24 protein-coding genes and 18 tRNA genes are annotated in these 26989 nt (G+C 42.9%); 1 reads left to right on the forward strand and 41 read right to left on the reverse strand.

Going from position 1 to position 26989, the window contains the following annotated elements:
- Positions 1-8: 8 nt before the first annotated feature.
- The 5 genes from M1G14_RS07015 to purD are packed head-to-tail and all read right to left on the reverse strand — an operon-like array spanning position 9 to position 5058.
- Positions 9-959 (reverse strand): ketopantoate reductase family protein, encoded by a 951-nt coding sequence (locus M1G14_RS07015; RefSeq protein ID WP_033605791.1) that lies wholly within the window; start codon positions 957-959, stop codon positions 9-11.
- The gene (purK, locus tag M1G14_RS07020; protein ID WP_247926443.1) at positions 960-2051 is read right to left on the reverse strand and encodes a 5-(carboxyamino)imidazole ribonucleotide synthase; all 1092 of its coding nucleotides are present in this window, start codon (positions 2049-2051) and stop codon (positions 960-962) included. It abuts the gene before it with no gap.
- Positions 2038-2526 carry a 5-(carboxyamino)imidazole ribonucleotide mutase gene (gene purE / locus M1G14_RS07025; RefSeq protein ID WP_033605793.1) on the reverse strand — a complete coding sequence of 163 codons (489 nt, stop codon included), beginning with the start codon at positions 2524-2526 and terminating at the stop codon, positions 2038-2040. The genes purK and purE overlap by 14 nt, the downstream gene beginning before the upstream one ends.
- A gap of 19 nt (positions 2527-2545) precedes the next feature.
- Positions 2546-3739: an ATP-grasp domain-containing protein gene (locus tag M1G14_RS07030; protein WP_000797338.1), complete on the reverse strand. Its 1194-nt coding sequence runs from the start codon at positions 3737-3739 to the stop codon at positions 2546-2548.
- A gap of 59 nt (positions 3740-3798) precedes the next feature.
- Positions 3799-5058, reverse strand: a complete 1260-nt coding sequence (gene purD, locus M1G14_RS07035; protein ID WP_247926444.1) for a phosphoribosylamine--glycine ligase — start codon at positions 5056-5058, stop codon at positions 3799-3801.
- Positions 5059-5240: 182 nt separating this feature from the next.
- Between purD and M1G14_RS07040 the strand changes: the two genes are divergently transcribed.
- Positions 5241-6260 (forward strand): GBS Bsp-like repeat-containing protein, encoded by a 1020-nt coding sequence (locus M1G14_RS07040; protein ID WP_247926445.1) that lies wholly within the window; start codon positions 5241-5243, stop codon positions 6258-6260.
- Between the two features lie 54 nt (positions 6261-6314).
- Here the strand turns inward: M1G14_RS07040 and purH are convergent, their stop codons facing one another.
- The 36 genes from purH to M1G14_RS07220 form a co-directional block, all read right to left on the reverse strand.
- On the reverse strand, positions 6315-7862 hold the full coding sequence (gene purH, locus M1G14_RS07045; protein ID WP_247926446.1) for a bifunctional phosphoribosylaminoimidazolecarboxamide formyltransferase/IMP cyclohydrolase: 1548 nt from the start codon (positions 7860-7862) through the stop codon (positions 6315-6317).
- Between the two features lies 1 nt (position 7863).
- Positions 7864-8328: a GNAT family N-acetyltransferase gene (locus M1G14_RS07050; RefSeq protein WP_049486264.1), complete on the reverse strand. Its 465-nt coding sequence runs from the start codon at positions 8326-8328 to the stop codon at positions 7864-7866.
- A 43-nt stretch (positions 8329-8371) separates the two neighbouring features.
- Positions 8372-8920 (reverse strand): phosphoribosylglycinamide formyltransferase, encoded by a 549-nt coding sequence (purN, locus tag M1G14_RS07055; protein ID WP_247926447.1) that lies wholly within the window; start codon positions 8918-8920, stop codon positions 8372-8374.
- 184 nt (positions 8921-9104) lie between these two features.
- Complete coding sequence (purM, locus tag M1G14_RS07060; protein ID WP_247926455.1) at positions 9105-10127, reverse strand: phosphoribosylformylglycinamidine cyclo-ligase; 1023 nt, start codon at positions 10125-10127, stop codon at positions 9105-9107.
- A gap of 29 nt (positions 10128-10156) precedes the next feature.
- Positions 10157-11596: an amidophosphoribosyltransferase gene (gene purF, locus M1G14_RS07065; protein WP_031574113.1), complete on the reverse strand. Its 1440-nt coding sequence runs from the start codon at positions 11594-11596 to the stop codon at positions 10157-10159.
- 12 nt (positions 11597-11608) lie between these two features.
- Complete coding sequence (locus M1G14_RS07070) at positions 11609-15334, reverse strand: phosphoribosylformylglycinamidine synthase (RefSeq protein WP_247926448.1); 3726 nt, start codon at positions 15332-15334, stop codon at positions 11609-11611.
- Between the two features lie 63 nt (positions 15335-15397).
- Positions 15398-16105, reverse strand: coding sequence for a phosphoribosylaminoimidazolesuccinocarboxamide synthase (gene purC, locus M1G14_RS07075; RefSeq protein WP_247926449.1), 708 nt, complete (start codon positions 16103-16105; stop codon positions 15398-15400).
- A gap of 150 nt (positions 16106-16255) precedes the next feature.
- On the reverse strand, positions 16256-16504 hold the full coding sequence (locus M1G14_RS07080) for an acyl carrier protein (protein WP_021154192.1): 249 nt from the start codon (positions 16502-16504) through the stop codon (positions 16256-16258).
- Between the two features lie 3 nt (positions 16505-16507).
- The gene (gene plsX, locus M1G14_RS07085) at positions 16508-17503 is read right to left on the reverse strand and encodes a phosphate acyltransferase PlsX (RefSeq protein WP_049506930.1); all 996 of its coding nucleotides are present in this window, start codon (positions 17501-17503) and stop codon (positions 16508-16510) included.
- Positions 17500-18279, reverse strand: a complete 780-nt coding sequence (gene recO / locus M1G14_RS07090; RefSeq protein WP_045760082.1) for a DNA repair protein RecO — start codon at positions 18277-18279, stop codon at positions 17500-17502. The genes plsX and recO overlap by 4 nt, the downstream gene beginning before the upstream one ends.
- Positions 18263-19444: a pyridoxal phosphate-dependent aminotransferase gene (locus M1G14_RS07095; protein ID WP_070590598.1), complete on the reverse strand. Its 1182-nt coding sequence runs from the start codon at positions 19442-19444 to the stop codon at positions 18263-18265. Before M1G14_RS07095 ends, recO begins: the two co-directional genes overlap by 17 nt.
- Before the next feature lie 154 nt (positions 19445-19598).
- The gene (gene srtB, locus M1G14_RS07100) at positions 19599-20450 is read right to left on the reverse strand and encodes a class B sortase, LPKTxAVK-specific (protein WP_247926450.1); all 852 of its coding nucleotides are present in this window, start codon (positions 20448-20450) and stop codon (positions 19599-19601) included.
- Positions 20451-20539: 89 nt separating this feature from the next.
- The gene (locus M1G14_RS07105) at positions 20540-20944 is read right to left on the reverse strand and encodes an LPKTxAVK-anchored surface protein (RefSeq protein WP_247926451.1); all 405 of its coding nucleotides are present in this window, start codon (positions 20942-20944) and stop codon (positions 20540-20542) included.
- A 279-nt stretch (positions 20945-21223) separates the two neighbouring features.
- Complete coding sequence (locus tag M1G14_RS07110; protein ID WP_247926452.1) at positions 21224-21364, reverse strand: hypothetical protein; 141 nt, start codon at positions 21362-21364, stop codon at positions 21224-21226.
- Positions 21365-21412: 48 nt separating this feature from the next.
- Positions 21413-22387 (reverse strand): ribose-phosphate diphosphokinase, encoded by a 975-nt coding sequence (locus M1G14_RS07115; protein ID WP_247926453.1) that lies wholly within the window; start codon positions 22385-22387, stop codon positions 21413-21415.
- A 259-nt stretch (positions 22388-22646) separates the two neighbouring features.
- Entirely contained in the window at positions 22647-23888 is a 1242-nt protein-coding gene (gene pcsB, locus M1G14_RS07120) for a peptidoglycan hydrolase PcsB (RefSeq protein ID WP_247926454.1), read from the reverse strand.
- Between the two features lie 93 nt (positions 23889-23981).
- The gene (mreD, locus tag M1G14_RS07125; protein WP_049523114.1) at positions 23982-24482 is read right to left on the reverse strand and encodes a rod shape-determining protein MreD; all 501 of its coding nucleotides are present in this window, start codon (positions 24480-24482) and stop codon (positions 23982-23984) included.
- 1 nt (position 24483) lies between these two features.
- The gene (mreC, locus tag M1G14_RS07130; RefSeq protein WP_031574139.1) at positions 24484-25302 is read right to left on the reverse strand and encodes a rod shape-determining protein MreC; all 819 of its coding nucleotides are present in this window, start codon (positions 25300-25302) and stop codon (positions 24484-24486) included.
- Positions 25303-25364: 62 nt separating this feature from the next.
- Positions 25365-25452, reverse strand: a tRNA-Ser gene (locus M1G14_RS07135).
- 4 nt (positions 25453-25456) lie between these two features.
- Positions 25457-25530, reverse strand: a tRNA-Ile gene (locus M1G14_RS07140).
- A 33-nt stretch (positions 25531-25563) separates the two neighbouring features.
- A tRNA-Gly gene (locus tag M1G14_RS07145) sits at positions 25564-25634 on the reverse strand.
- Positions 25635-25650: 16 nt separating this feature from the next.
- Positions 25651-25723 (reverse strand) — tRNA-Phe (locus tag M1G14_RS07150).
- Positions 25724-25726: 3 nt separating this feature from the next.
- Positions 25727-25800, reverse strand: a tRNA-Met gene (locus M1G14_RS07155).
- A 9-nt stretch (positions 25801-25809) separates the two neighbouring features.
- A tRNA-Ser gene (locus M1G14_RS07160) sits at positions 25810-25899 on the reverse strand.
- Between the two features lie 10 nt (positions 25900-25909).
- A tRNA-Ile gene (locus tag M1G14_RS07165) sits at positions 25910-25983 on the reverse strand.
- Positions 25984-25999: 16 nt separating this feature from the next.
- A tRNA-Met gene (locus M1G14_RS07170) sits at positions 26000-26073 on the reverse strand.
- A gap of 6 nt (positions 26074-26079) precedes the next feature.
- Positions 26080-26153: transfer RNA gene (locus M1G14_RS07175), tRNA-Pro, on the reverse strand.
- Positions 26154-26172: 19 nt separating this feature from the next.
- Positions 26173-26246: transfer RNA gene (locus tag M1G14_RS07180), tRNA-Arg, on the reverse strand.
- Positions 26247-26282: 36 nt separating this feature from the next.
- A tRNA-Arg gene (locus tag M1G14_RS07185) sits at positions 26283-26356 on the reverse strand.
- A 19-nt stretch (positions 26357-26375) separates the two neighbouring features.
- Positions 26376-26461 (reverse strand) — tRNA-Leu (locus M1G14_RS07190).
- A gap of 7 nt (positions 26462-26468) precedes the next feature.
- Positions 26469-26540, reverse strand: a tRNA-Gly gene (locus M1G14_RS07195).
- Positions 26541-26563: 23 nt separating this feature from the next.
- Positions 26564-26636: transfer RNA gene (locus M1G14_RS07200), tRNA-Thr, on the reverse strand.
- Positions 26637-26653: 17 nt separating this feature from the next.
- Positions 26654-26735, reverse strand: a tRNA-Leu gene (locus tag M1G14_RS07205).
- Positions 26736-26741: 6 nt separating this feature from the next.
- A tRNA-Lys gene (locus tag M1G14_RS07210) sits at positions 26742-26814 on the reverse strand.
- Positions 26815-26838: 24 nt separating this feature from the next.
- A tRNA-Asp gene (locus M1G14_RS07215) sits at positions 26839-26911 on the reverse strand.
- Positions 26912-26913: 2 nt separating this feature from the next.
- Positions 26914-26986, reverse strand: a tRNA-Val gene (locus M1G14_RS07220).
- Positions 26987-26989 lie beyond the last annotated feature (3 nt).

The raw sequence follows: 26989 nt of genomic DNA on the forward strand, positions 1-26989 counted from the left end.
AGAATACTCTAGACAGAAGCCCCCTTCATATTGGCTTCCAGAATAGGCATCTCAACACCCAACTCCAGACCTGTCAGATAGACACTTTGACAACAATAAAAGATGTCCTGTTTATCATTATGCAAGGTCATGATTTTTCGGGTTAGCTCATTTTTCGCAAACATAGCTTTCATGGCCTTCCCTGCAATCCAAGCGGGAATTTTATAAGGCAAGAGTTCTGCTTTGTAAAGTTTCAAATTCACACCACGCGCTTCTACGACTTTCAAAGCCTCTCGAATGGCCTTGATGGCTAATGATAATTCCGAAGAACTGTTCATCAAGTTCAAAGCCAATTTTTCTGGATTTTCTAGATTTCCCGAGCGTGCAGCTGTCGAGGTGACACCCGCATTAATCGCCATGTGAATCCAAATCCACTCGACCATATCATGGGGAACCTCCCACTTCAAATCTGCTGAAATCAGCAAATCCGTCAAATCAGCATAATTGGGGATGTGTGCTTTTTTCTCCCCTTCTAACATTAAATGGTCGAACAAGACGCCATCCAAATGGTCCTTATTCATATGACCACCAGCTGTCGGAAATGCGAGAATATAGTCATACTCCCCTGCCCATTTCTCTACTTCCTCTCGCGTATTCCAGAAATTACAGAAGAAAACGAGAGTTCCTTTAATCTGATTTTCTCGCAAGGTTTCCACGGCTTCTTTTACAAAACCATGACGCACACTGATAAAAATAAAATCATATTCCGCATGAGCTTCCGCCACATGAACCGCATAGGTATCCTGTTTATTTTCACCTTTGGAAACATGACGGCCATCTAGCAAATCAACTGTCAAAACGTTTGGTGCTGTACTTTTCTTACTTTCTCTCAGCACGTGATCTACCTGATGACCTGCTTTTTGAAAAGCATAGGCATAAATGGTCCCGATAACCCCAAGACCTAAAATTGCTATTCTCACCTAAAAATCAATCCCTTTCCCAAATTCCTCAACCTCATCCGGCACTTCACTAAACAAAGTCACGTGTCCCATTTTGCGGTTGTGCTTCGCTTCTATTTTACCATACATATGGAGGTGGGCGCTTGGATTTTCTGTGACATATTTTTCAGCAGCCCCGACATGCTGGCCGAGCACGTTGAGCATGACGGCTGGCGCATGCAGGTGGATAGCTGGCAATGGTGCTCCCAGAACGCCGAGAATATGGGTATCAAACTGCGAGAAGTCGCAGGCTTCGATAGAATAGTGCCCAGAGTTGTGTGGGCGCGGAGCAATTTCATTGACAATGATGTCATCAGCGGTCGCAAACATTTCCACGCAAAGAGTTCCAGATAAGTTCAGTTGTTCAGCGATTCGCACTGCCATTGCTTTTGCTTTTTCTGCTAGACTTTCTGAAACGCGAGCTGGCACAATGGTCTTGGACAGGATGTTATTGCGATGGATATTTTCCTGAACGGGGAAAACCGTCACATCCTTGCCATTCCCTGATACAATGACAGAAATTTCAAGGTCAAAGTTGACGAATTCTTCCAAAACGCAGTCTGCTGAGTCGGCTAGTGCACGGGCTTCTTCCAAGTCTGCTTCTGAGCGAATGACTTTTTGTCCATGCCCATCGTAGCCACCAGTCGCAGTCTTAAGAACATAGTTTTTCGACAGGTCGATATCCGCCAAATCTTGGCTAGAAGTTACAACCTTATAAGGCGCTACGGTAACTTGAGCCTTGTTTGAGAGGAAGTCCTTTTCAAAAATACGATTTTGAGAAATGCGGAGCAGATCTGTTCCTTGAGGGAGTTGTCCATCCTTAATGACAGCATCCAGACCGTCAGCATCGACATTTTCAAATTCATAAGTGAGGACATCACATCGCTCAGCCAACTGACGGAGAGCGTCCACATCGTTATAAGGTGCCACGATGATTTCCGCCACACGAGAGGCTGGGCAATCCGCCGCAGGATCCAGCGCGATGACCTTGTCCCCCATGTAGATAGCAGAAATGGCCATCATCTGACCAAGCTGACCGCCACCGATAATTCCGATTGTTTTAGATGAGCTCATTTGTAGACTCCTCTGCGATTTTTCCTTGCTCTTCTGCGAAATCTGCCAATGCTGTCGCGATGGCCTGATCCTCTACTGACAGGAGACGGAGGGCAAAGAGGGCCGCATTGGTCGCACCTGCTTCACCAATAGCCATTGTCGCAACAGGCACGCCACCCGGCATCTGTACGATAGAGTAGAGCGAGTCCACGCCACTAAGAGCACGTGATTTGACTGGTACACCAATGACTGGAAGGGTCGTTTTGGCAGCTACCATGCCTGGTAAATGGGCTGCGCCACCAGCACCTGCGATAATGACCTTGATGCCACGGCTACGAGCTTCTTCGGCATGTCTGAACATGAGGTCTGGTGTACGGTGGGCAGAGACAACCTTCTTTTCGTAGGCTACACCGAAACGGTCTAGGACTTCGGCAGTTTTTTGCATGGTTGCCCAGTCGGATTTTGAGCCCATGATGATGGAAATAATTGGTTTCATATTTTCTCCTCTGAATAAACTAATTCTTTTGCTCAATATTTTTTACAGTAGCTGATTCAACACTATAATGTTGAACAGTCTGATTAACCAGATTTTCAACGCTCTTAGGTTTTATCAATAAACGAAGTATAATTGTCACAAGAGGTATAATGCTCGGCAAATCCTTCCATACAGGTGTCAACACTTCTTCACTATCACATCTTAAAAGCCAGTACTTTATTGTCTGCAATATTTTTCTTCTACTTTTCGTCTTCTCAGCTGTTCCAATAATCAAAGCCATCAGACTATGCGTCTCAACGCCTGCTTGACCAAGAATGACCTCAGATTTAGCGTAGCTATGACTGGCTAGTTCTATCATGATTTTTGGAAAATTAACTCCTGCTTTATAAGCGTTAGCAGGCTCTACCATTCTAGGGTTACACTCTATATAGTAAAATTGATCTCCCCTACGTATAAAATCTAGGGTTAGGCAACCATGCCATTGTATATATTGTCCTAATTTTTCAACATGCTCTCTCGTTCTTTTAGATTCTATGCTTAATCTTGCCGCAGCCGAACCACCCGCGCCAGAACCTACTTTTACGCTAGAATGTACTGCGAGTAATTCTCCATGATCAAACACTGCTTGAACCTGACCATAGTCTCCAACTATGTCTTGCTGAACCATCCATTCCTCATCACTCGCTGTTAATTTGCTCGTCACTTCAGCCAAATCTTTCTTACTTGAAATCTTATAAACCGAGCGACCGGCAGTACCATAATCTGCTTTCAGCCAATAAGGATAGTCTAACAGTATAGAGTCTGCATCTTTCACGTACTCCCACTTAGGTGTGGGAAGTCCTAATAAATCCGCAGTTTCAGCAAAAGCAATCTTTCCAGCCAACATTTTAAACTGCTCTTTATCAGCAAGGGCGATTGGTAGCGATTGAGGCAAAAATTGTTTCCCATTTGCCAATAACCAGCCTTCTTCATGTGTTGGCAAAATGGCCTTGTAATTGGTTTTATGAAGCAACTGACTAACCTGTCTCAGATAATCTACAGGAAAACGATTCACATCAACTATCGGAACTCTATGGGTTAGACGACTGAAGTATGCAATGGAAAATCTTCTAGGAGATAACACATCAATTTTATAGCTTTCTTTCAACAAAACTGTCAAAGTTTCTCGTGAGGTCAAGCTTGAACCTTCTAAAAATAGCAATCTATTTTTCATTTTTCAAACACCTGAAGTCTATTTTTAAGTCTCACGGCTAAAAGTTTCATAGATTTGATTTACAAAGCCTTACCACCAATATCATGCCTATAAAAAAGACCTGTTGTGTCTTGTTTTTTTAGTTGGTCGTAGATTTTTTCCTGCGCAGCTGAGACAGTATCTGCTGTGGTGACCAGCATGTATACTCGACCGCCATTTGACAGCAGTGCTCTGCTATTTTCCGCAAACTTAGCCCCAGCATAGTAAGTGATGATGTCGCCCTCGGTCTTGGCTGGCAACTTGACACCTTTTTCATAGTCTAACGGGTAGCCCTTGGATGCGACAACCACACCAAGAGTCACACCCTTGGCCGTCCACGTAATGGCTGGTTCTTTACCTTCCAAAATATCTGTGATATTTTGCGCAAAATCAGATGTCAAACGAGGCAAGATAATCTGAGTTTCGGGATCTCCAAAACGAGCATTGAACTCGATAACCTTAGGTCCATCAACTGTCAAGATAAGACCCGCGTAAAGGACACCAAGATACGGACGACCTTCTTTGATCATCCCTTCAAGGACTGGCTTGACAATGGTGTCAACAGCTGTGTCAACCACGATCTGTGGCAAGTGAGGAACTGGCGCATAGGCACCCATCCCACCAGTGTTAGGGCCCTTGTCGCCGTCGTAAGCACGTTTGTGATCCTGAGCCGTTGGCATGATGTAGAACTTGTCCCCATTGACAAAGGCAAAGAGAGAGAACTCTTCTCCGTCAAGGAATTTCTCGATGACCACACGCGCACCTGAATCACCGAATTTATTGTCCAACAGCATCTCGTGAGCGGCTTCGACGGCTTGCTCAACCGTCTCCGCAACGACGACACCTTTTCCAAGGGCCAAGCCGTCTGCCTTAACGACGATTGGAGCACCTTTTTCTTCAATGTAGGCCTTGGCTTCCTCGAAGTCTGAAAATGTGCCATAGGCTGCTGTCGGAACGTCGTATTTGACCATGATTTCCTTTGCAAAATCCTTAGACCACTCAAGCTCAGCCGCAGCCTTGGTCGGACCAAAGGCTTTGAGTCCAGCCGCATTGAAATCATCCACGATACCAGCTGCAAGGGCATCATCTGGACCGATAAAGGTCCAAGCAATATCGTTCGCTTTTGCGAAGTCAATCAGCTTAGAATGTTCGGAAATTCCGATATTGATCAAATCCAGACCGTCTAATCGCATCCCGTCATTACCAGGAGCCACAAAAACCTGCTCAACGTCTTTAGACTCCAACAATTTCTTAGCAATCGCATGCTCACGACCGCCAGATCCAACAACCAAAAGTTTCATCTCGAACCTCTTTTGCGAATTATTTTATTAAATTATATCATAATCGTTCGTTTTATTCTAATGATTTCAGCAAAAGTCTCCTATTTCCAGTAGAACCCAAACATTTTTTGCTATTTTCTCCTATTTCTCATTTTTTTCCGAATAGTATAGGTGAGACCTACTAATTGACGAAAAGGAGTATTATGCAAACAATCAAAAAATTTGTCGTGCTGACTTGTGCGACATGGGGGATGCAAGCCTCTATTGCCCATGCAGATCAAGCGACCAATGCTATCTATGCCGAAAAAGGGCAGCTGATGATTCATCTTGGAAACGTCCCGGATAAGTATCAAAAGATCCAAGTTCCCGTCTGGTCTGACCAAAATGGCCAAGATGACCTGATTTGGTATCCTGTAGAACGCAGTGACAAGGGATTTGACCTACAAGTGCCATTGACCAATCATTCTGATCAAGCCGGACTTTATCATGTCCATGTCTATGGGGTGGAGGCAAATGAACAGCTAACCGGCCTTTACCCTCTCACGACCGGCGTCCAGCAAAAAGACCTGGCTTCCTCCCAACCCAAGATTACGATCACACCCATCTCCTCACAAGAATTTGAGGTAGACCTAAAGTTGTTCGAAGACGTTGACGAGATTGTCTTCCCCATCTGGTCTGAAGAAAATGGGCAAGATGATCTGGTCTGGTATCCAGCAAAGAAGGTCGCACCTGGACATTTCCAACTGCGCTTTCGAGCTCAAAAACACAAGGGAAGCGGGCTATTTCACCTACATGTCTATCAGAAAAGCCAGGGACAACTAAAAGGGCTATTCCCCACTACATTTCAAGTAGAAAAGGCAAAGCCAAAGCTCACTCCACTCGCGACACATCCGGGAAACACCTACCCCATTGGTGAGTGCACCTGGGGAGCCAAAGAATTAGCCCCTTGGGCCCACAACTGGTGGGGAAATGGCGGCATGTGGGCAGCTAGCGCACGCGCTGCGGGATTCCGGACAGGAGACACTCCAGAGGTCGGTGCCATCGCCTGTTGGGACAATGGGGGATATGGCCATGTTGCCTTGGTTACAGACGTCGAACATGACCAAAAAATTCAGATCCAAGAGGCGAACTACAACGGCCATCGCTATATCGACAACTTCCGCGGTTGGTTCGATCCAACCAACCCCATCTGGGGAACCGTCACCTATATCTACCCAGATTAAGGTCTTCTTAATCAGCATAAAAGACACTCATCGTTGAATGAGTGCCTTTTTTGATTAATGTCTAAAATGTCTCACGCCTGTAAAGATCATTGTCAAACCATGTTTATCAGCCGCTTCGATTGACTCTTGATCACGGACGGATCCACCCGGTTGGATGATCGCTTTAATCCCTGCTTTGGCGATTTCTTCCACATTATCCGCAAATGGGAAGAAGGCATCTGAAGCAAGAACAGCGCCGTCAAGACGGTCTTTAGCTTGGTCAATAGCGATGCGGACGGAAGCCACACGGTTAGTTTGACCTGGGCCAACACCAAGTGTCATGTGGTCGTTGGTCACGATAATACCATTTGATTTCACATACTTGATCGCTTTCCAAGCAAACTCAAGAGCTGTCGCTTCTGTCTCAGTTGGTTGGCGTTTGGTAACCACTTGCCAGTCAGCGGGACTTTCTTTGACGACGTCTTGGTTTTGAACGAGGAGTCCACCGACAACACCTGTGTATTCTGCTTCTGCTTCACTGGCATCTTGAGCATCAAACGGTAGCTCAAGAATTCGCAAGTTTTTCTTCTTAGTAGTCAAGATTTCAAGCGCTTCATCTGTATAGCTTGGTGCAATGATGATTTCAAGGAAGACACCGTGCATTTTTTGAGCTGTCGCAGCGTCTACTTCACGGTTGAGAACCACGATTCCACCAAAGATGGATACTGGATCAGACTCATACGCATAGTCCCAAGCAGTCTCGATGTCATCTGCTTGACCGATCCCACATGGATTCATGTGTTTCAGAGCCACAACGGTTGGACGGTCTTTGAAATCACGGATGATCCGGATAGCGGCATCAGCGTCACGGATATTGTTGAAGGATAATTCTTTCCCGTTCAGCTGTTTAGCGGATGCAATGGAGTAATCCGTTGGCAAGGCCTTTTGGTAGAAGTCTGCGTCTTGTTGAGGGTTTTCCCCGTAACGCATGGCTTGCTTGAGATCATAAGTCAAAGTAAGTTTTTCAGGTTTACTTTCACCCACTTGAGCTGTGAAGTATTCTGCGATTAAAGCATCATAGGCTGCTGTGTGGCGGAAGACTTTTGCTGCCAGACGTTGGCGAGTTTCGTAAGAGGTTTCGCCGTTGGCTGCCAACTCGTCAAGAACAACAGCATAGTCAGAAGGGTCTACCACAACTGTTACGCTAGCATGGTTTTTAGCTGCTGATCGAAGCATTGATGGACCACCGATATCGATATTTTCAACTGCGTCAGCGTAAGTTACGTCTGGTTTGAGAATCGTTTCCTTGAACGGGTAAAGGTTGACCACAACAAGGTCGATCAACTCAATCTTGTTATCCTTAGCAGCCTCCAGGTGGCTATCGAGATCACGACGAGCGAGGAGACCACCGTGGATATTTGGGTGGAGAGTCTTCACACGACCGTCCATCATTTCTGGAAAACCAGTCACATCATCGATAGCAATGGTGTCTACTCCAGCATTATCAAGGGCAACTTTAGTCCCACCTGTCGAGATGATGTCCCAACCGAGTTTTTTGAGTTCTTGGGCAAATTCAACAATGCCCGCTTTGTCTGAAACACTAATTAGTGCGCGTTTAGTCATTCTATTCCTCTTTCTTTAGATCCAACCGCATAGCGACTTCGTTATTTTCTTCTATAAATCCTGTTTCCTGAAAACCCAAACTAGTCAGCAGGTACTTCATTTTTTCATTTCCAACTACATAATCTGCGATAATATGATTGCAAGCTCTATCCATCTGAGCCTCTTTGATCAGAGCTTCCAAGGCTTTTCGTCCATAACCTTTTCCTTGGTACTGCTGGCCAATCATTATCCGCCAGATAAAGTATTCTGCCTCATCCTTATCTATTTCCAACAGTAGAAAACCAACTACTAGCTCATTCCAATAGATTGCCATTGGAAACACATCCCCATTCTCTCGGTAGAGCCATGCGTCAGCTAAAGAACGCACATTGGGAGCTACAAAACGTGCTCGTTCATCAGCTTCAGATATTTTCAAATCCAGCACTGCCTGAAAACTGCTCTCATCTACTAATTTCAGATTAATCATTTTTCTCCTACCAAGATTACACAATCAAAACTTGATTTCCTTCTTACCTTCTCTCTACTCCCAAACGTTCCAAGACTTCTGGATAGAGCTTGTACTCTGTTTCGTGGATGCGCGTCTCGAAAGTATCAAGGGTATCCCCTTCAAGACGTGGCACACGGACTTGTTTGATAACCTTACCGGTATCAACACCAGAATCCACCCAGTGAATGGTCACACCGCTCTCAGCAACACCTGCATTCCAAGCATCTTCAATACCATGAGCACCTGGAAATTCAGGGAGATAAGCCGGGTGAATATTGATGATACGGCCTTCATAAGCTGCTAGCAAGGTTGGGCCAACGATTTTCATATAACCGGCCAAACAAACCAAATCAATCTGGTGTTCATCCAAGAGTTTGACGACAGCTTCTTCATAAGCTGCTTTATTATCAAATTCCTTGAGTTCAAAGGCATGGCTCACCACGCCTAGGTTTTTGGCACGTTCTATGACATAGGCATCACGGTGATCTGAAAAGACAAATTCTACTGGAAATTGTTCCGCAATCACCTGAAAGTTTGAACCATTCCCGGAAGCAAAAACAGCGATTTTCATATTCGATACAAAGGGACGTTTCGGCTAGCCGAACAGTTTCGTAGAAAAATAGGAAATCATTGCTGGGTGCTTACCCACAGAATGATTTCTCTTTTTTCCTAGAAAATGAGTCCCGTGTTCAGTTAGGCTTGCTAACTAAACATTCCTTTCTACAATTTCTCCGTATAAAATGGTGATAGCACCATTATTTAATCACCACACTTGCGCCATCTTTCTTCACAATCCGACCGATTTCATAAACAGGTTCGTTAAGAAGTTCTTTGACACGTTCAACATTTTCTGGCTTCACCGCAAGCATGAGACCAATCCCCATGTTGAAGATTTCAAACATCTCTTCATGTTTGATTTGGCCATATTTTTCAAGGGCTTTGAAAATTGGAAGAACTGGCACTTTGCTTTCGTCAATTTCAGCAGCCAAGTCATCTGAGAACATACGTGGTACATTTTCGATGAAACCACCACCTGTGATGTGGGCAATTCCGTTGACCAATTCTTCTTTGATGAGTGGCAATGCTGCTTTGACGTAGATACGAGTTGGTTCCAAAAGAACGTCTTTAAGTTTCTTCCCTTCCAATTCTGGGAGAACTTCTTCACCTGTGTAATCCGCAAAGACACGACGAACAAGTGAGTAACCATTTGAGTGGATACCGCTTGAAGCAAGTCCAAGAATCACATCCCCTTCAGCTACTTTTGAACCGTCGATGATTTGAGATTTTTCTGCAACACCGACAGCAAAACCTGCCAAATCATAGTCGTCTTCACCATACATACCAGGCATTTCAGCAGTTTCACCACCAATGAGAGCTGCACCAGCCTGCACACAACCTTCAGCAACACCAGCAACGACCTGTTCCAATTTAGCAGGTTCATTTTTACCAGTTGCAATATAGTCAAGGAAGTAAAGGGGCTCCGCACCTGCGGCGATGATATCGTTAACACACATAGCGACACAATCTTGACCGATGGTATCGTGTTTGTCGTACTTAATAGCAAGCATGAGTTTAGTACCGACACCATCTGTACCTGAGATCAAAACAGGCTCTTTGACACCTGTTTTTGAAAGATCGAACATACCACCGAAGCCACCGAGAGCTCCCATAACACCTGCACGTTCCGTACGAGCCACGTGTTTTTTGATCCGTTCAACAACTTCATAACCTGCTTCAACGTCCACACCCGATTGGGCATAAGCATTTTTAGACATAATTTTTTCCTCTTTTTTCTTCTGCACTAATCTTAATAGAAAGAAGTATGTTCTTTCAAACTTTCCACATAGCGTTCTTCGTAGTCATACAAAGGTGTTGGATATTTTCCATCAAAGTAAGCCACACAAAGACCGCCATTTGGGGCATCTGTATCGATTCCAATAGAATCAATCAAGCCATCGATTGACAAATACGTCAAGCTATCTGCACCAATGATATCGCGTGTTTCCTCTACTGTATGATTGGCAGCAATCAATTCCTTACGTGTTTGAATATCGATCCCGTAGAAACATGGGTAGGCAAGGGCTGGGCTACCGATTGCTACGTGGACCTCTGTAGCTCCTGCTTCTTTCAATAACTTCACAATTCGACGTGATGTTGTCCCACGTACGATAGAATCATCAATCATGACAACCCGTTTGCCTTTCACGACACCGGATACGGCAGAGAGCTTCATCCGAACCCCTTGCTCCCGTAGTTCTTGTGTTGGTTGGATAAAGGTCCGTTGGGTATATTGGTTTTTAATCAAGCCCATTTCATTTGGTAAGCCAGATTCTTCCGCAAATCCCATGGCTGCGCTAAGTGATGAATTAGGTACACCGACCACAATATCTGCTTCATGTTTGAATTCACGTGCCAATTGAGCCCCCATACGTTTACGGGCTGTATGGACATTGACCCCTTGGATATTGGAGTCTGGGCGGGCAAAGTAGATATACTCCATTGAGCAAACAGCCAATTGGGTGTCCGTTGTATAGTTATCGTAAGTAATACCATTATCATCGATAATCACGACTTCACCTGGATTCACATCGCGGATCCACTCAGCACCAACCACTTCAAAGGCACAGGTTTCAGATGAAACCACGATAGCGCCATTGGCCATTTTCCCAATCGAAAGAGGACGGAAACCATTTGGATCCAAGGCCGCAATCAGCTTATCTTCCAGCATGAGAAGGTAAGCAAATCCACCTTTCACCGTATTCAAGGCTTCTTTCACCTTACCCATGAAGGATGGGTTGTGGCTCCGACGAATCAGGTGGGCCAAGATTTCTGAATCAGAAGTTGAGCTAAAGATCGCCCCGTTATTTTCCAACTCCCGTTTGAGGGACTTGGCATTGGTCAAATTCCCGTTGTGGGCAAGTCCAAACTGCGTATCATGAAAGCGAAAGAGGAAGGGCTGGATGTTATCCACCGAAGCTTCCCCAGCTGTCGCATAGCGAACATGGCCAATCGCTCCCGTTCCTGTCAACTTATCCAAGTTAGTAGGATTTCGAAATACTTCTGAGAGAAGACCCGTATCACGATACCGTTTTAATTGACCCGCATCATTCGAAAGGATCCCCGCCCCTTCTTGACCACGGTGTTGAAGACTGTGTAATCCGAAATAAGTCAGTTTTGCAGCATCTGGGTGTCCCCAGATCCCAAAAATACCACATTCTTCATTAAGAGATTTAACTTCGTATGTCATTTTGTATACCTTTTATTTTCCAGTAAAGTATTTAACCGCTGATGCAAAGAGATGTTGGTCTTTATTTCCTGGAATATTTTGGAAGAGACCGTCTTCGAAACGTTCTGAGTGACCCATCTTCCCAATAATTTGACCGTTCTTACTTGTGATACCTTCGATAGCATTCACAGATCCATTTGGATTGTATTTAGAATCCATGCTTGGTTTACCTTCGAAGTCAACATATTGGGTAAAGATTTGACCATTGTCGCGAAGCTCTGCAAACTCCTCAGCTGTCACGACAAATTTACCTTCACCATGTGATACTGGGATAGCATGAATGTCACCAACTTCTACTCCGGCAAGCCATGGTGAGTTGGTGTTGGCAATACGTGTTTCAACCATCTTAGCCATGTGTTGGTTGGCATCATTGTAGAAGAGGGTTGGACTGGTGCCACTTGCATCTTCAAAGTTACCATATGGAAGAAGACCTGATTTGACAAGGGCTTGGAATCCGTTACAGATACCAATAATCAAACCACCACGTTCGATGAAGCTATCAATGGCTACACGTACTTTTTCATTAAGCAAGATGTTAACGATAAATTTAGCTGATCCATCTGGTTCATCCGCTGCTGAGAAGCCACCTGCAAAGAAGATAATGTTAGCTTTTTCGATATTGTCAACCATAGTGTCAACAGACTTGACAATCGCTTCTTCATTCAGTGTGACAAATGGTACCAAGTTGACTTTTGCACCTTCTTTTTCAAAGGCCTTAGCTGAATCGTACTCAGAGTTAGTACCTGGGAATACTGGGATGTAAACCACTGGTGTATCAACTGTTTCTTTAGCTTTGATCACAGCATCTGATACCACAGCTGGTACTTCTTCCAACTCCGTTGCCTGTGCAAATTCCGTTGGGTAAACTTCTTCCAATTTACCTTGGAAAGCACTGTCAAGTTTGTGTCCATCAAGCGTTACACCATTGACAGTAAGTGTAAAGTCAGCTACTGTTTGTCCGATCTTAGCAACACCTGCAATTTCTTCAGGCGATGTGAAGACGAATCCACCCAATTGGGCTGTCAAGCTAGTGTCAAGGTCAGCTAATTCGACATTTGCTCCGATATGGTTCCCAAATGTTGCAAGTGCAAGAGCTTCAACCACACCACCATATTTAACAGCTGATGCAGCTGTCACTTTGTGGTCAGCTTGGATGGCTTCAAATTGAGTAAAGTTAGACTTGATAAGTTCGAAGTCAATTTCTTGTGCCAAAGCTTGACCAGGAATGTAGTAAATATTTTCACCAGCAGCTTTGAATTCTGGAGAAAGAACCTTACGGCTATCTGCAGTTGTTACCCCAAAAGCAACCAAGGTTGGTGGTACGGTTAATTCTTCAAAGGTTCCAGACATCGAGTCTTTCCCACCGATAGATGGCAAACCAAGTTGAATCTGAGCCTCGATGGATCCAAGAAGAGCAGCTACTGGTTGACCAAAACGCTCTGCTTGTTTATCCATACGCTCGAAGTATTCTTGATAAGAGAAACGAGCCTTAGACCAGTTGGCACCAGCAGCAACCAAACGAGCAGTTGCTTCGATGACCGCATAAGCCGCACCATGATATGGAGACCATTCTGCTACATAAGGGTTGAATCCTTGCGCCATGACAGAAGCAGTTGTTGTCACGCCGTGTTGAACTGGCAATTTCTGTACAGAAGCTTCCGTTGGTGTGATTTGGTAGCGACCACCGAGTGGGTGATTAACTGTTGAACGACCAACTGAGCTATCAAAGATGGTTTGTAACCCTTTTTGACTGGCATGATTCAGGTCAGCCAAGACTTCAAGAGTATCCACTTCGAGGGTTTCAGCAGATGTTTGACGTTCTTCTGGAAGCTTGACATCCTTGTCAACCACCTTAGCATCTACAACCACACGTACACCGTTTGTATCAAGGAAACGACGTTCCAAATCAACGATGGTTTCACCATTCCAGTGCATGACAAGATTTGGTTTCTCCGTCACTGTCGCAACGACAACAGCATCAATATTTTCTTTGTTACATTCAGCAACGAAGGCATCTACATCTTCTGGACGAACCACTACAGCCATCCGTTCTTGAGATTCTGAGATAGCAATTTCTGTACCGTTCAAACCTTGGTATTTCAATGGCACTTTGTCTAGATCAATTTCAAGACCATCTGCCAATTCACCGATAGCCACACAGACACCACCGGCACCAAAGTCATTTGATTTCTTGATCAGACGTGTCACTTCCCCATTACGGAAAAGACGTTGAATCTTACGTTCTTCGATGGCATTCCCTTTTTGAACCTCAGCACCAGCTGTTTCAACAGACTCAACTGTTTGAACTTTAGATGAACCTGTCGCACCACCGACACCGTCACGTCCAGTCTTCCCACCGAGAAGAATCACGACATCACCAGCTTCAGGTTTTTCACGGACCACATTTTCCTTAGGAGCCGCACCGACAACTGCACCTAGCTCCATACGCTTAGCAACGAAACCTGGGTGGAAGTATTCACGAACATAAGTTGTTGCAAGACCAATTTGGTTACCATATGAAGAATAACCATGAGCTGCTGTTTTAGAAATCACTTGTTGTGGCAATTTACCAGCGCGAGTTTCTGAAATTGGAGCCGTGATATCACCAGCACCTGAGATACGCATGGCTTGGTAAACGTATGAACGACCTGACAATGGGTCACGAATGGCACCACCGATACAAGTAGCCGCTCCACCAAATGGTTCAATCTCCGTTGGGTGGTTGTGTGTTTCATTCTTGAACATAAGAAGCCATGGTTCTTTGACACCATTGACATCCACTTCAATTTCAACTGAGCAGGCATTGATTTCATCAGACACTTCCATGTCATCCAAACGACCATTAGCACGCTCATAACGGCCAAAAATAGTCGCCATATCCATCAAGGTTTGAGGTTTTTCTGTACGTCCCAACTCATCACGCATGGCAATATACTTGTCATAAGTCGCTTGCAATTGTTTTTCAAATTTAGAAGCTGAGAAGTCGATGTTTTTCAACTCAGTTTCGAAAGTTGTGTGACGGCAGTGGTCAGACCAGTAAGTATCCAAAACCTTCAACTCAGTCTCAGTCGGTACACGTCCAATGGATTTGAAGTAATCTTGAATGAAGAGAAGGTCATCCACTTCCATTGCCAATCCTTGCTCAGCCTTATACTGTGCAAAATCTTCTGCCGTATAAGTTTCAAAGAAATCCAAGCTTGGAATGGTCTTGTCAGACTCAGAGAAATCCTGTTTTGCAATACCAACAGTGATATCTTTGAAACGAGAATCCACTGGGTTCAAAAGGTAGTTTTTAACAGCTTCCAACTCATTCACATCGATATCCTTGTTAACCAAGTACAATTGCGCTGTATTCACTGTTACGTCATTTGAACTACCAAGCAAAAGCAAAGCTTCTTGTGAAGATGCCGCACGTTGGTCAAATTGACCCGGCAAACTTTCGATCGCAAAGAAAGCATATTTCTCAAGATCAGCCTGAACCGCAGCCTCGTCCAAAACAGTATCAGTCACTTGCTCAGAGAAGATGTGTTTTTCCGCACGCGCAAACAAGTCCTCTGCCAAACCAAAAACATCGTAAACCTGAACAATCCGAAGATCCTTCAAGGTTTTCAACTGAAGATTATGCTGCAATTCTTTTACTAAAGAGTCCGATTTCACACGAAAATCAGCTTTTTTCTCAACGAAAATACGTTTATCCATTTTATTTCCTTTATTTCTATTCAAACATGTTATCGAAGACGAAGGTTTTCCGTTTCAAAAAGATTACTTCAAGCCCTGTAATTTCTCCAATACAACCTGATATACATCCGTTAAACTGCCCAAGTCCCTACGGAAAACATCCTTGTCCATATGGTGCCCTTCCGCATCCCAAAGGCGGCAGTTATCTGGTGAAAATTCATCTGCCAAGATTATTTTGCCATCCTTATCAAAACCGAATTCCAATTTGAAGTCAATCAAACGAAGACCAATTTGTGCAAACCAATCTTTCAGCAATTCATTGATACGACGCGTTTCTTCCTTGATATAGGCAATTTGTTCGTCGTTAGCAATATCCAAAAACTTCACATGCTCATCATTGATGAATGGGTCATCCAAATCATCGTTCTTATAGTAAAATTCAACGATTGGAGTTTTTAAGTCCAAACCTTCTTCAACGCCAAACCGTTTTGAGAAAGACCCTGCAGTCACGTTACGAAGAACAACCTCCAAAGGAATAATTCTCACTTTCTTGTTTAGTTGTTCAGTATCAGAAATACGTTCGATAAAGTGCGTCGCAACACCCGCAGCATTCAATTTTTCAAAAATAAGAGACGAAATCTGATTATTTAGCACACCTTTTCCTTTAATCGTCTCCTTACGAGCCCCATTTAGCATGGTTGCCTGGTCCTTATAGACCGACTTAATCACATGTTCGTCCTCAGTAGTATAGATATCCTTAGCTTTTCCAGTATAAATCAGTTGATTGGTCATGACTTTGTTCGCCTTTCGTATTTTATCACCTTCATTCTATCACATACAAAGTGTATTTTCAATAAAATTCCGTACAATATAAGCAGAATCCGAATAAAAAGGACAGAAAAAAAGATCATCCAGAATAATCTCTGAACGATCCCTTTTTCATTAGTGACCAGCAGTTCGTTTTTCGATATAGTCGACAACATCCCCTACTGTGTTAAATTCATCAATAGCCTTGTCCGGAATCTCAATTTGGTATTCATCCTCAAGATTGATAATAAATTCCATCAATTCAACAGAATCCGCCTGTAAATCCTTACGTAAGTCAGATTCCAAAGATACTTGAAAGTCTGGACCCTTGCGATCTTTGAGAAATTCCTCAATTGTAACTAAAATTTCGTTTTGTTTACTCATACATTACCCTTCCTTCGATAATTCCTTCACTGATTTTCCAACAACATCTGTCTCTAACATGGTCCGAATCTGACGAATCGTGCTATAGACAGCTTTGGCATCACTCGAACCATGCGTTTTAACAACAGGTGCTTGAAGACCAAACAAGACCGCTCCTCCAACATCTGAGAAATCCAAGGTTTGCTTCAATGATTTCAAACGGTCCTTGAGCAGAAAAGCTCCTAATTTCGCCTTCCAGTTTCCAGTGGCAATCGCTTGTTTCAATTGCTTCAAGATCCCAAAAGCCGTTCCTTCCATCGTTTTCAAGACAGCGTTTCCTGTAAAACCATCCGCCACAACGACATCAGCAACGCCATCCATCAAGTCACGCGCTTCCACGTTTCCAACAAAATGAATCGACTCATCTTCAGATAACAATTGGTAGGTTTCCTTGCGCAAAGGATCTCCCTTACTAGCTTCTGTCCCATTGTTCAATAGACCCACGCGTGGTTTTTGAATCCCACGAACATTTTCAGCATAATAAGACCCCATCACAGCATACTGATGCAAGTGCTCTGGTGTATTTTCCGCATTGGCCCCTAAGTCTAGCATATCATAGCCACGACCATCAACCGTTGGAAGTGTCGACATCAAGCCAGGGCGTTCCACCCCTTTGATGCGGCCAACGATAAAGAAACCAGCCGCCAATAGCGCACCTGTATTCCCCGCAGATAGCATGGCATCGACCTCACCAACCTTCACATCCTTGGCAGCTAAGACCATCGAAGCCTGTTTCTTCCGACGAATAGCCCGTGTTGGCTCATCATCTGAATCGATTTTTTCTTCCGTATGCACAATCGATACACGTTCTGTTGCGGTTAAATAGTCTTTGATTTTTGCCTCATCGCCATACAAGACAATCTCAATATCATCAAAATCACGAATGGCTTGATTCACACCTTCTACCAAGGCTTGAGGTGCATTATCACCCCCCATTGCATCTACTGCAATTTTTTTCATGTTTCACCTCCAGATGAATCTTTCATAATCGCTCCCCAATCACTCAAGGAATCGATAAACTTTTTAGCTTTTAAATGGATCCCTACATACTCCTCATACAACTGATCAATTGCCTGACGCAGAGCTGCTTTCATCTCCGCTTGTAGGGAAATCGTCTCTAACTCACTGAATCGTACTGCTTGAAACTGATCCAATAAATAGAGAACATTCGGATGCCAGTGAGCGCGTCTCTCATCCTGATCATAGTGATCCGGACAAAGCACCCCACTATACCGAAAAGAGTAATCAAAAGGAAGTCCAACCCGATGACAGAAACAGCATTCATGCAGATTCAAGATAACTCCAAATCGTGATAGAATCTGAATCTCAAAAATATTGGTTAAAACCTCATAATCCAGTCCCTCTTCCATCAAAGACAAGGTCTTTTCCAAAAAAGCAAACAGGGCTGGATCCACCTGATTATCCTGAATACTTGCATCCGCAAGTGCCAGAACATAGGTCGCATAAGAAAGGGCAAAAAGATCTGCATTGATTTTCTTATAAACCTGCACATCTTGAAAATCATCAATATAACTCAACCCATCATCATTGATTTTCAACAACATATCTGCCGTTACCAAAGGTTGCAACATGGGATTCAACCGTGATTTTCCCGCATGTTTCACAAAAAACATCCGCTTCCCTGACTTCTCTGTGAAGATTTTGACCAGCTTGTCATCCTCACGAAACTCCCGATTATACAGGACAATTCCCCGGGTCTCAATTGACTCCAGCATGTTCTTCCATATACTCCTTCAAGCGTTTCATAGCTTCCTTGATAACCTCCATGCTGGCTGCATACGACAAACGCACATAGCCTTCACCATATTGGCCAAAAGCAGCACCAGGAATGAAAGCAACCGCTTTTTCACGCGCAAAATCCTGTAAGAAAGCAAAGGAATCCTGATTATAGCCAGCTGGGATTTTAGCAAAAATATAAAAGGCTCCATCTGGCTTAATCATCTCAAACCCAAGCGCGGACATCTGTTCGATAATATAATCCCGACGCTTCACATATTCCTTCTTCATCGGCTCCGCATCATCTCGACCTTCCGTCAAAGCTTCGATCGCAGCATACTGGTTCATGGTTCCAGCAGCAGTAACCAAATACTGATGACTCTTGATGAGTTGGGCCGTCAATGCAGCAGGGGCAAAGATAAAACCAAGCCGCCAGCCTGTCATAGCATGAGACTTAGACAAGCCATTAATAACAATGGTCTGCTCAGGAATAAAGGAGGCCATAGAAACATGTGCCTCTCCAGTATAAGTCAACTCTGAATAGACTTCATCACAAATCACAAAGACTTCATATTTTTTTAAGACAGCAGCTAATTCCGCCATCTGTTCGCGCGAATAAGTGACACCCGTTGGATTAGCTGGATAATTGAGAATAACAGCCTTCAATTTTTCACCCTGCTCTAGAATGGCCTTTTCCAACTTTTCAGGAGTCAAGACAAAACGATCTGCTGTCGTATCAATTTCGACAATCTCCGCCCCAACCAAATTCACAATGGGTTCATAACCAGGGTAGGCCGGTGCTGGAAGAAGTACTACATCTCCAGGTTCCAAGATTGCTGTCAAGGTTGCAGATAGGGCTTCAGTCGCACCGATCGTCACCAATATCTCATCTTCAGGACGATAGTGAATACCATATTTATCCGCCACAAACTGACTCGCAGCCTCACGCAAAGCCAGCAAACCACTCATCCCAGTGTAATGGCTAAAATTCGCATCAATGGCAGCCTTTCCTGCTTCTTTTACATGTTCAGGAGTTGTAAAATCCGGTTCCCCCAACGTCAAACGCAAGACACCAGGAATGGAAGAAATTGATTGATCGAACTGACGAATCAAAGAAACTTCGATCCGATTCAGATTTTTATTAAAACGTTTCGTTAAATCCATAGAACACCTCCAAAACACTTATATTCATTATACTATAAATAGGACCCCATCGCAAAAGAACAAGCCAGATCCCCATCTTTTGCTCACTATCAAAGGACATTTCAACAATCCTTCCATACAAAAAAGACTTAGCAATGCTAAGTCTTTCAAGTCATTATTGTTGACCACGTGTTGCCACATATGTCAATCGATCTGCATGTTTTGCCACAAAATCCTTCATTTCTGAATCAGGAATTTGACGAAGGTAGAGGTTTGAACGAATCGTTTCATCCTCTTCGCGACAAGTTGACAATACCAAGTATTTATCAGATGCTTTGATTTTAATATTTGGATTCTTAGTTTGACCATCTTCATAGACCTTCTTCAACTGAGTCGTAAAGTCTTTGTCGTCCTTAAAGCTAGTACGATAGAAAGCAGTTGTTTCAGGAACAATGACCAAGCACATAGCTTCATAATAATACTTGCGCTCAGGTGTCTCAATGACAACATACGGGTGTTGATCAAAGTAATCTTGTTTGTCATAGTAGTTGACATCGTTAAACATACGATGATCACCAACCTTACTACCACGAGCATGACCAAACAACCAGGTCAAACGGTCACTGAAATCTTTCTTATTATCTGTATCCATGAAGACAGTACCCAAATATGGTTGATAACCACCATCAAACGTTTTATCTAAGTAGGTTGCATTATCACCAGTTTGTACAACAGGTTCATCCAATTCAGTACCCGGTGCGTAGACATAAGCGATTGCTTCAGGGTTCACAGAAGTTAATTGGGCAAAACGATTCTTTAAGTAATCTTTTTCTTCTTGACTAGGTTCATACTTCACAGCTTGGGTAGAAGAACTACTTCCAGAAGTTCCAGTTTTCTTAGCCGTATTAGAGGCCTTTCCACCAAATGGATTGAAGAATAGGAATCCAACTACAACCACAACGACTGCCGCAAAGGCAGCAATTACAAAACCTAATTTATTTGACTTTTTTTCTCCAGCTCTTTTCATTCAATCGATCTCCTCAAAATGATTTTATCTAAAAAATAACACTGAGCCCAAGGACTCAGTGATATTTTTATGAGCTAATTAATTAGAAATTATTTAACTGCGCTTGTTTTTGGAAGAGCTTTTTGACCTGCAGCTGCTGCTGAAGCTTTAGTTGCTGCTGGAGCTTTAGCGTCATCTTTTTTATCTGCTTTATCTGCTTTAGCTACGTCTTTAGCTGAACCTTCAACTACGAATTCACCTGGTTTACCTGGTACAGGTACAAGTTTTTTGCCATTTTCATTGAATTTAGCTTCAGTTGATTCAGCATCAACATTGTTAAGACCGTCTTTACCGTATTGAGTAAGACCATCTTTATCGTTTGTGAACAAGTCTGCACCTTTAAGTGATGTAGCATTGTCGTCTGCTGAGTTGTGTTGACCAGTGTTATTGGCAAAAACTGGTGTTGCTGCAAATACAGCAAGTGCTGCTACTGATGATAATAAAACTTTTTTCATTGTTTTATCTCCTTTTTATTTTTAAAAATATTCGTTACTTCGTAACTATGATAAGTATACTAGGATATTCTCCCTATGTCAAGAGTTTTTCTTCAATTTTTTTAAAAAAGTTTAAGATTTCTTCCTATTTGATCCCTAAAATTACGATTTAGTAACATATTATACTCATCTATTAGAATTATTCAGATTTTGGATACTTTTACTCAATCGTTTCTCTATGAAATACACCGAACTTCCCTAATTAACCAATCTCCTCTTCTTTTCCTCTCCAATCATTTCCTATTTTACCGCACGATTTTTGGGCAGAATCTTTTTTGGCAAACTTGGATCTGCCTTGCTTTCTAGTTTTTGAGCTGCTTGAACCAGTTTTTTTCGCTTCTTTTCATTTTTTATTTTTTGCCACCACTGTTTCATTCCCATTTGTATTTCCTCCTAAACAAAAGAGGCTGTTTTTCAGCCTCCTTATTGTTAACATTTTTTGGCATTTCCGATTTCAAACAGAGGGGAAAGAGGACGATTTTCATGGATGCGAACAATGGCCTCAGCAAGGAGTTTCGCAATCGAAATTTGCTCAATCTTATCAATCAATCGATCTTCTGGTAGATAAATCGTATCCAATACAACCAGCTTCTTAATAGCTGATTTTTGAATGTTGTCCATCGCTGGGCCTGATAAAACTGGGTGCGTACAGCTTGCATAAACCTCTACAGCTCCTGCTTCAGCAAGGGCATCCGCCGCATGACAGATTGTCCCAGCTGTATCAATCATATCATCAATCAAAATACAAGTCTTGCCTTCAACACTCCCAATGATATTCATCACTTCACTCGTATTCATCTTATCGACACTTCGACGTTTATCAATAATCGCAATTGGTGTCTTCAAAAATTCAGCTAATTTCCGAGCACGAGTCACACCACCATGGTCTGGACTGACAACAACATAGTCTTTTCCAATCATCCCGCAACGTTCAAAAAAGTCGGCGATCAAAGGCGCACCCATCAAGTGGTCAACAGGAATATCAAAAAAACCTTGAATTTGAGCAGCGTGCAAATCAATTGTCAACAGACGATCAACTCCAGCAACCTCAAGCATATTGGCTACTAACTTAGAAGTAATTGGTTCACGAGCCCGAGCTTTCCGATCTTGACGAGCATAGCCGTAATACGGCATCACCACATTAATGGATTGCGCACTTGCCCGTTTTAAGGCATCTACCATAATCAAAATTTCCATCAGATTATCGTTAACCGGTGAGCTAGTAGATTGTAATATATAAACATCTTTCCCACGAATTGATTCTTCAATATTAACCTGAATTTCTCCATCAGAAAATTGACGAACCGTTGACTTTCCAAGCGGTAATCCCATTTCGCGAGACACACGTTGAGCCAATTCTTGATTTGACGACAAAGCAAAGAGCATTAAATCAGAAAATGACATGATTTCCTCCAGTAAAATCTAAAACCATATTGTACAGTCAGCACAAATTTCTCCTGTAATCATTTTATCGCTTTTTAAGCAAATATTCAAATATTAATTTATGGAAATTACAAAATCTATCCCTACCTAAATTCTCTCAAATAACCTTCGATACGCACCCGCATAGCGGGTAGTTTTTTTGTCTCGCACCTAACGTAGCGAGACGGACTGAAAGTCACATAAAAAGAAGCAGAACAAATGTTCTGCTTCAGTATAATTCTTAGTTTGGATAGATATAAGTAACAGTACCTTGTGCTGTTGTTGGGTTAAACCAACCACGGTAGTTACCAATACTACGGATACCATTATAGTTAGACTCAGAGACTTGGATGCTTGTTGTAGATTGAACGGCTGTAACAACTGCTACGTGTCCATATCCACCATCATTCCAACATGCAATGGCACCAACTTGTGGTTGAGATCCTGTACGGAATCCTGCTGCTGCTGCACTTGCCGCCCATTGTCCACCATTACCCCAGTAATCACCTGCCCATGGAGCCAATGTCTTCGCACCCCATGTACATTCACCAACTGGATAAGATGATGCAGATGAACTATAAGTTGGACGAGAAGTAGTTGCTACTGGTGCAGCCGCTGCTTGAGTTTGAACAGCAGGTTGAGCTGCTGCTTGAGTTTGTGCAGCCGCTGGTGTTGCAGCTGGTGTTTGAGCTGCTACCTGAACTTGAGCTTGAAGGGTAGTATTTGCAGAAGCTTTCACAGCTGCTTGTTGTTCCTTTTGTTTTGCACGGTAAGCTGCTTCAGCTGCTGCCGCTGCCGCTGCCGCTTTTTCAGCTTCAGCTTTTTGTTGCAACAAAGCGTTCTTTTCGTTTTCAGCAGATGATTTTTCAGCTGCCAAATTCAATTGTGCCACTTTCAACTCAGCTTCTTTAGTTGACAAAGCTTGCGCATCATCTTCTAATTGCTGTTTGTTTGCAATAACAGTATTGATTGCGTCGTTGTTTTCTTTTTGTTTTTGTGCAATATCTTCTTTATCACGTTTTTGCTCTTGCAACATTTTGTTGTTAGCATCTGCAATTTCATTCATAGCAGAAATACGTGAGATCGCTTCTGTCAAAGATCCAGAGCTAACAATCGCATTAATATAGCTTGTTGCAGTCCCAGTTGTTTGAGCACTACGTGCTTGATTTGCAAGTGATTCTTGACGAGCAACAATATTTTTTGACAACTCATCGATCTCAGCTGACAATCGTTCAGATTCTTCATTCAAACGGTCATTTTCAGCTTGAAGATTTTCTTGTTGTTTTTTAATTTCAGATACTTGACCTTGAATTTGATCTACCTGAGCTTGTGCACTTTGTTGTTGTTGATTAATACTATTGATTTTGTTATCTTGAGCAGCAATCTTATCATCTGTGGAGTCAGCTGATACACCAGCTACGACAGCACCTTGTGATAAAGCAACTGTACTCAATAAGATTGTGGCAAATAATTTTTTCTTCATTAGATAAATTTTCCCTTTCTAATAAGACACTAACTAGTATAACAAATTTTTTAAAAATTTATATTACGCTATTGTTACATTTTTATTTCGAGTTTATAAATAAATCTTTTCAAGTAAAGGCTGTAATACTATTAATAGAAGCACATTCAAAATTAAACTTGGAAAAATTTGGTAAATAATTAGTGTAATCCAGTTAAATTTTATGCCGATAAAAAGAATCAAAAGAAGATTTGTTAAAATCTGAAATAATAGAATCGTTAATAAAAATGTAAAAAAACGAGTCAATCGATTGACCAAAATAATCTGATTACACCGATAAAAAATCACCTGTAGTATAGGAAATACTATGAATGCAATTCCTAGAGTGTGTAAAAAATACACATCAAAACAAAAACCAAAGAAGACTCCCCACCAAATACTAGCTATCTCAGAGAAATAGAGACTCAATAACATAAAACCATATAGAAATAAAAATGAAGTAGGTTCAAAGGAGTTTGGACAGAAACGAGAAATAAGAAAAGAGATCTGCCCGTCAACAAATAAAGATAAGAATAAGATTAAAGGGAAAAAATGGTACTTACGTATGACTTTCACACTACTCTCCGATCAATAGTACATAACGATTAACATCTAAATTAGCCTTTGGTTTCACACGAATTTCTTGACCTAACTGATCAGATGCCTTTTGAGTAGAAGTCACTGTACCAAGAGGTAAGTCACTACTCTTATATTTTCCTAAACCACTTGTTGAAACCAGAGATCCTTTTTTAATTTCAACTGGATCACCAATTTGCAACAACCGAAACTCACCTGTCTTCTCGTCATAACCATTTAATAAAGCAAAAATAGATTGACCTTGACTCTCAATTTTAAACGTCAGGTGTTGTGAAGAAATAGTATCTTCGACTAATAATTTCACTTTGCTAGAATTTTTCTCTATACTTTCTACCACACCAATGACGCCACCAGACGAAAGAACAAACATAGAATCAGAAATCCCATCTGAACTACCTTTATCAATAACAAATTCCTGATCCCACGAACCATAATTACGGTCAATAATCTCACTAACGACTTGTTTAGAACCCGATACAGAATTCTTGATTGACATCAAATCCTTTAATTCTCTATTTTCTGATTCCAAACGGTTAAGTTTTGACTGGTCAATATCCTTTTGATAAAGACGTGATTTTAACGAACGGTTTTCATCATTTAATTCAGATAAATTCTTTAAATCCTTTGCCTTAGATTCTACAACAACAAATGGTACCGATACTGCCTTATCAACAATAGCTAATAGATCAGAAGATTTTAAAACAATCGAAGTTCTAACAGATGGAAAAAGAAATAAAATTCCTGAAACAGTTAAAACAAAGACAAAACTAAAAATTTTAAAGAATCGATTCAAGAACATAGACAAAACCTTCAAAAATATAAAAAATAGTTTGAGATGAAATCTCAAACTTGGAAATTATACGGAGAATGGGGGATTCGAACCCCCGCGCCGGTTACCCGACCTAACGATTTAGCAAACCGTCCTCTTCAGCCTCTTGAGTAATTCTCCAAAATGGGCACGAGTGGACTCGAACCACCGACCTCACGCTTATCAGGCGTGCGCTCTAACCACCTGAGCTACGCGCCCAAGTTAAAAACTTGGTAATGAACTTATGTTCAAAGCGGGTGACGAGAATCGAACTCGCGACAACAGCTTGGAAGGCTGTAGTTTTACCACTAAACTACACCCGCTTATTATTAAAAGAAATGGCGCGAGACGGAATCGAACCGCCGACACATGGAGCTTCAATCCATTGCTCTACCAACTGAGCTACCGAGCCAAATTGCGGGAGCAGGATTTGAACCTACGACCTTCGGGTTATGAGCCCGACGAGCTACCGAGCTGCTCCATCCCGCGTTAATATTAAGGAGGATGTGGGATTCGAACCCACGCACGCTTTTACACGCCTGACGGTTTTCAAGACCGTTCCCTTCAGCCGGACTTGGGTAATCCTCCAAGATAATAATGGACCTTGTAGGACTTGAACCTACGACCACTCGGTTATGAGCCGAGAGCTCTAACCAGCTGAGCTAAAGGTCCAACAAGATCAACAATATAGCGGCGAAGGGGATCGAACCCCCGACCTCCCGGGTATGAACCGGACGCTCTAGCCAGCTGAGCTACACCGCCATAATATCGGGAAGACAGGATTCGAACCTGCGACACCTTGGTCCCAAACCAAGTACTCTACCAAGCTGAGCTACTTCCCGATCTAAAGCTACCGCTTTATGCACCCTAGAGGAGTCGAACCTCTAACCGCCTGATTCGTAGTCAGGTACTCTATCCAGTTGAGCTAAGGGTGCTCGTTCCTATTCAATTATTACATAGCCTTGCGACCATGCACCCTAGAGGAGTCGAACCTCTAACCGCCTGATTCGTAGTCAGGTACTCTATCCAGTTGAGCTAAGGGTGCTTCTTTCAACCTTTGTCTATGCCGAGGACCGGAATCGAACCGGTACGATCGTTACCAATCGCAGGATTTTAAGTCCTGTGCGTCTGCCAGTTCCGCCACCCCGGCCTCCTCAAGCGAACGACGGGATTCGAACCCGCGACCCCCACCTTGGCAAGGTGGTGTTCTACCACTGAACTACGTTCGCATCGCTTTCTTTATATAAAAAAATGCCGGCTACATGACTTGAACACGCGACCCTCTGATTACAAATCAGATGCTCTACCAACTGAGCTAAGCCGGCTCATTATTATTCTCTTATGCGGGTTAAGGGACTTGAACCCCCACGCCGTAAAGCGCCAGATCCTAAATCTGGTGCGTCTGCCAATTCCGCCAAACCCGCAAAATATGACCCGTACTGGGCTCGAACCAGTGACCCATTGATTAAAAGTCAATTGCTCTACCAACTGAGCTAACGAGTCTTAAAATAATTTTCATTATCTTAACGGTCCCGACGGGAATCGAACCCGCGATCTTCGCCGTGACAGGGCGACGTGATAACCGCTACACTACGGGACCTATGGGAGTTAACGGGATCGAACCGCTGACCCTCTGCTTGTAAGGCAGATGCTCTCCCAGCTGAGCTAAACTCCCAAA

This window comes from Streptococcus parasanguinis (assembly GCF_023109675.1).
GTDB classification, from domain to species: Bacteria; Bacillota; Bacilli; order Lactobacillales; family Streptococcaceae; genus Streptococcus; species Streptococcus parasanguinis_I.

What these genes read in the sequence shown, in the direction of transcription:
- purH (WP_247926446.1), bottom strand. Translation starts at nt 7,862, where the DNA reads ATGACTAAACGCGCACTAATTAGTGTTTCAGACAAAGCGGGCATTGTT.
- recO (WP_045760082.1), bottom strand. Translation starts at nt 18,279, where the DNA reads ATGCTGGAGTCAATTGAGACCCGGGGAATTGTCCTGTATAATCGGGAG.
- M1G14_RS07070 (WP_247926448.1), bottom strand. Translation starts at nt 15,334, where the DNA reads ATGGATAAACGTATTTTCGTTGAGAAAAAAGCTGATTTTCGTGTGAAA.
- plsX (WP_049506930.1), bottom strand. Translation starts at nt 17,503, where the DNA reads ATGAAAAAAATTGCAGTAGATGCAATGGGGGGTGATAATGCACCTCAA.
- M1G14_RS07030 (WP_000797338.1), bottom strand. Translation starts at nt 3,739, where the DNA reads ATGAAAAATAGATTGCTATTTTTAGAAGGTTCAAGCTTGACCTCACGA.
- purE (WP_033605793.1), bottom strand. Translation starts at nt 2,526, where the DNA reads ATGAAACCAATTATTTCCATCATCATGGGCTCAAAATCCGACTGGGCA.
- M1G14_RS07050 (WP_049486264.1), bottom strand. Translation starts at nt 8,328, where the DNA reads ATGATTAATCTGAAATTAGTAGATGAGAGCAGTTTTCAGGCAGTGCTG.
- M1G14_RS07080 (WP_021154192.1), bottom strand. Translation starts at nt 16,504, where the DNA reads ATGAGTAAACAAAACGAAATTTTAGTTACAATTGAGGAATTTCTCAAA.
- purD (WP_247926444.1), bottom strand. Translation starts at nt 5,058, where the DNA reads ATGAAACTTTTGGTTGTTGGATCTGGCGGTCGTGAGCATGCGATTGCT.
- purF (WP_031574113.1), bottom strand. Translation starts at nt 11,596, where the DNA reads ATGACATACGAAGTTAAATCTCTTAATGAAGAATGTGGTATTTTTGGG.
- M1G14_RS07115 (WP_247926453.1), bottom strand. Translation starts at nt 22,387, where the DNA reads ATGTCATTTTCTGATTTAATGCTCTTTGCTTTGTCGTCAAATCAAGAA.
- M1G14_RS07105 (WP_247926451.1), bottom strand. Translation starts at nt 20,944, where the DNA reads ATGAAAAAAGTTTTATTATCATCAGTAGCAGCACTTGCTGTATTTGCA.
- M1G14_RS07095 (WP_070590598.1), bottom strand. Translation starts at nt 19,444, where the DNA reads ATGGATTTAACGAAACGTTTTAATAAAAATCTGAATCGGATCGAAGTT.
- mreC (WP_031574139.1), bottom strand. Translation starts at nt 25,302, where the DNA reads ATGTTCTTGAATCGATTCTTTAAAATTTTTAGTTTTGTCTTTGTTTTA.
- M1G14_RS07110 (WP_247926452.1), bottom strand. Translation starts at nt 21,364, where the DNA reads ATGGGAATGAAACAGTGGTGGCAAAAAATAAAAAATGAAAAGAAGCGA.
- pcsB (WP_247926454.1), bottom strand. Translation starts at nt 23,888, where the DNA reads ATGAAGAAAAAATTATTTGCCACAATCTTATTGAGTACAGTTGCTTTA.
- M1G14_RS07040 (WP_247926445.1), top strand. Translation starts at nt 5,241, where the DNA reads ATGCAAACAATCAAAAAATTTGTCGTGCTGACTTGTGCGACATGGGGG.
- srtB (WP_247926450.1), bottom strand. Translation starts at nt 20,450, where the DNA reads ATGAAAAGAGCTGGAGAAAAAAAGTCAAATAAATTAGGTTTTGTAATT.
- purK (WP_247926443.1), bottom strand. Translation starts at nt 2,051, where the DNA reads ATGAGCTCATCTAAAACAATCGGAATTATCGGTGGCGGTCAGCTTGGT.
- purC (WP_247926449.1), bottom strand. Translation starts at nt 16,105, where the DNA reads ATGACCAATCAACTGATTTATACTGGAAAAGCTAAGGATATCTATACT.
- purN (WP_247926447.1), bottom strand. Translation starts at nt 8,920, where the DNA reads ATGAAAATCGCTGTTTTTGCTTCCGGGAATGGTTCAAACTTTCAGGTG.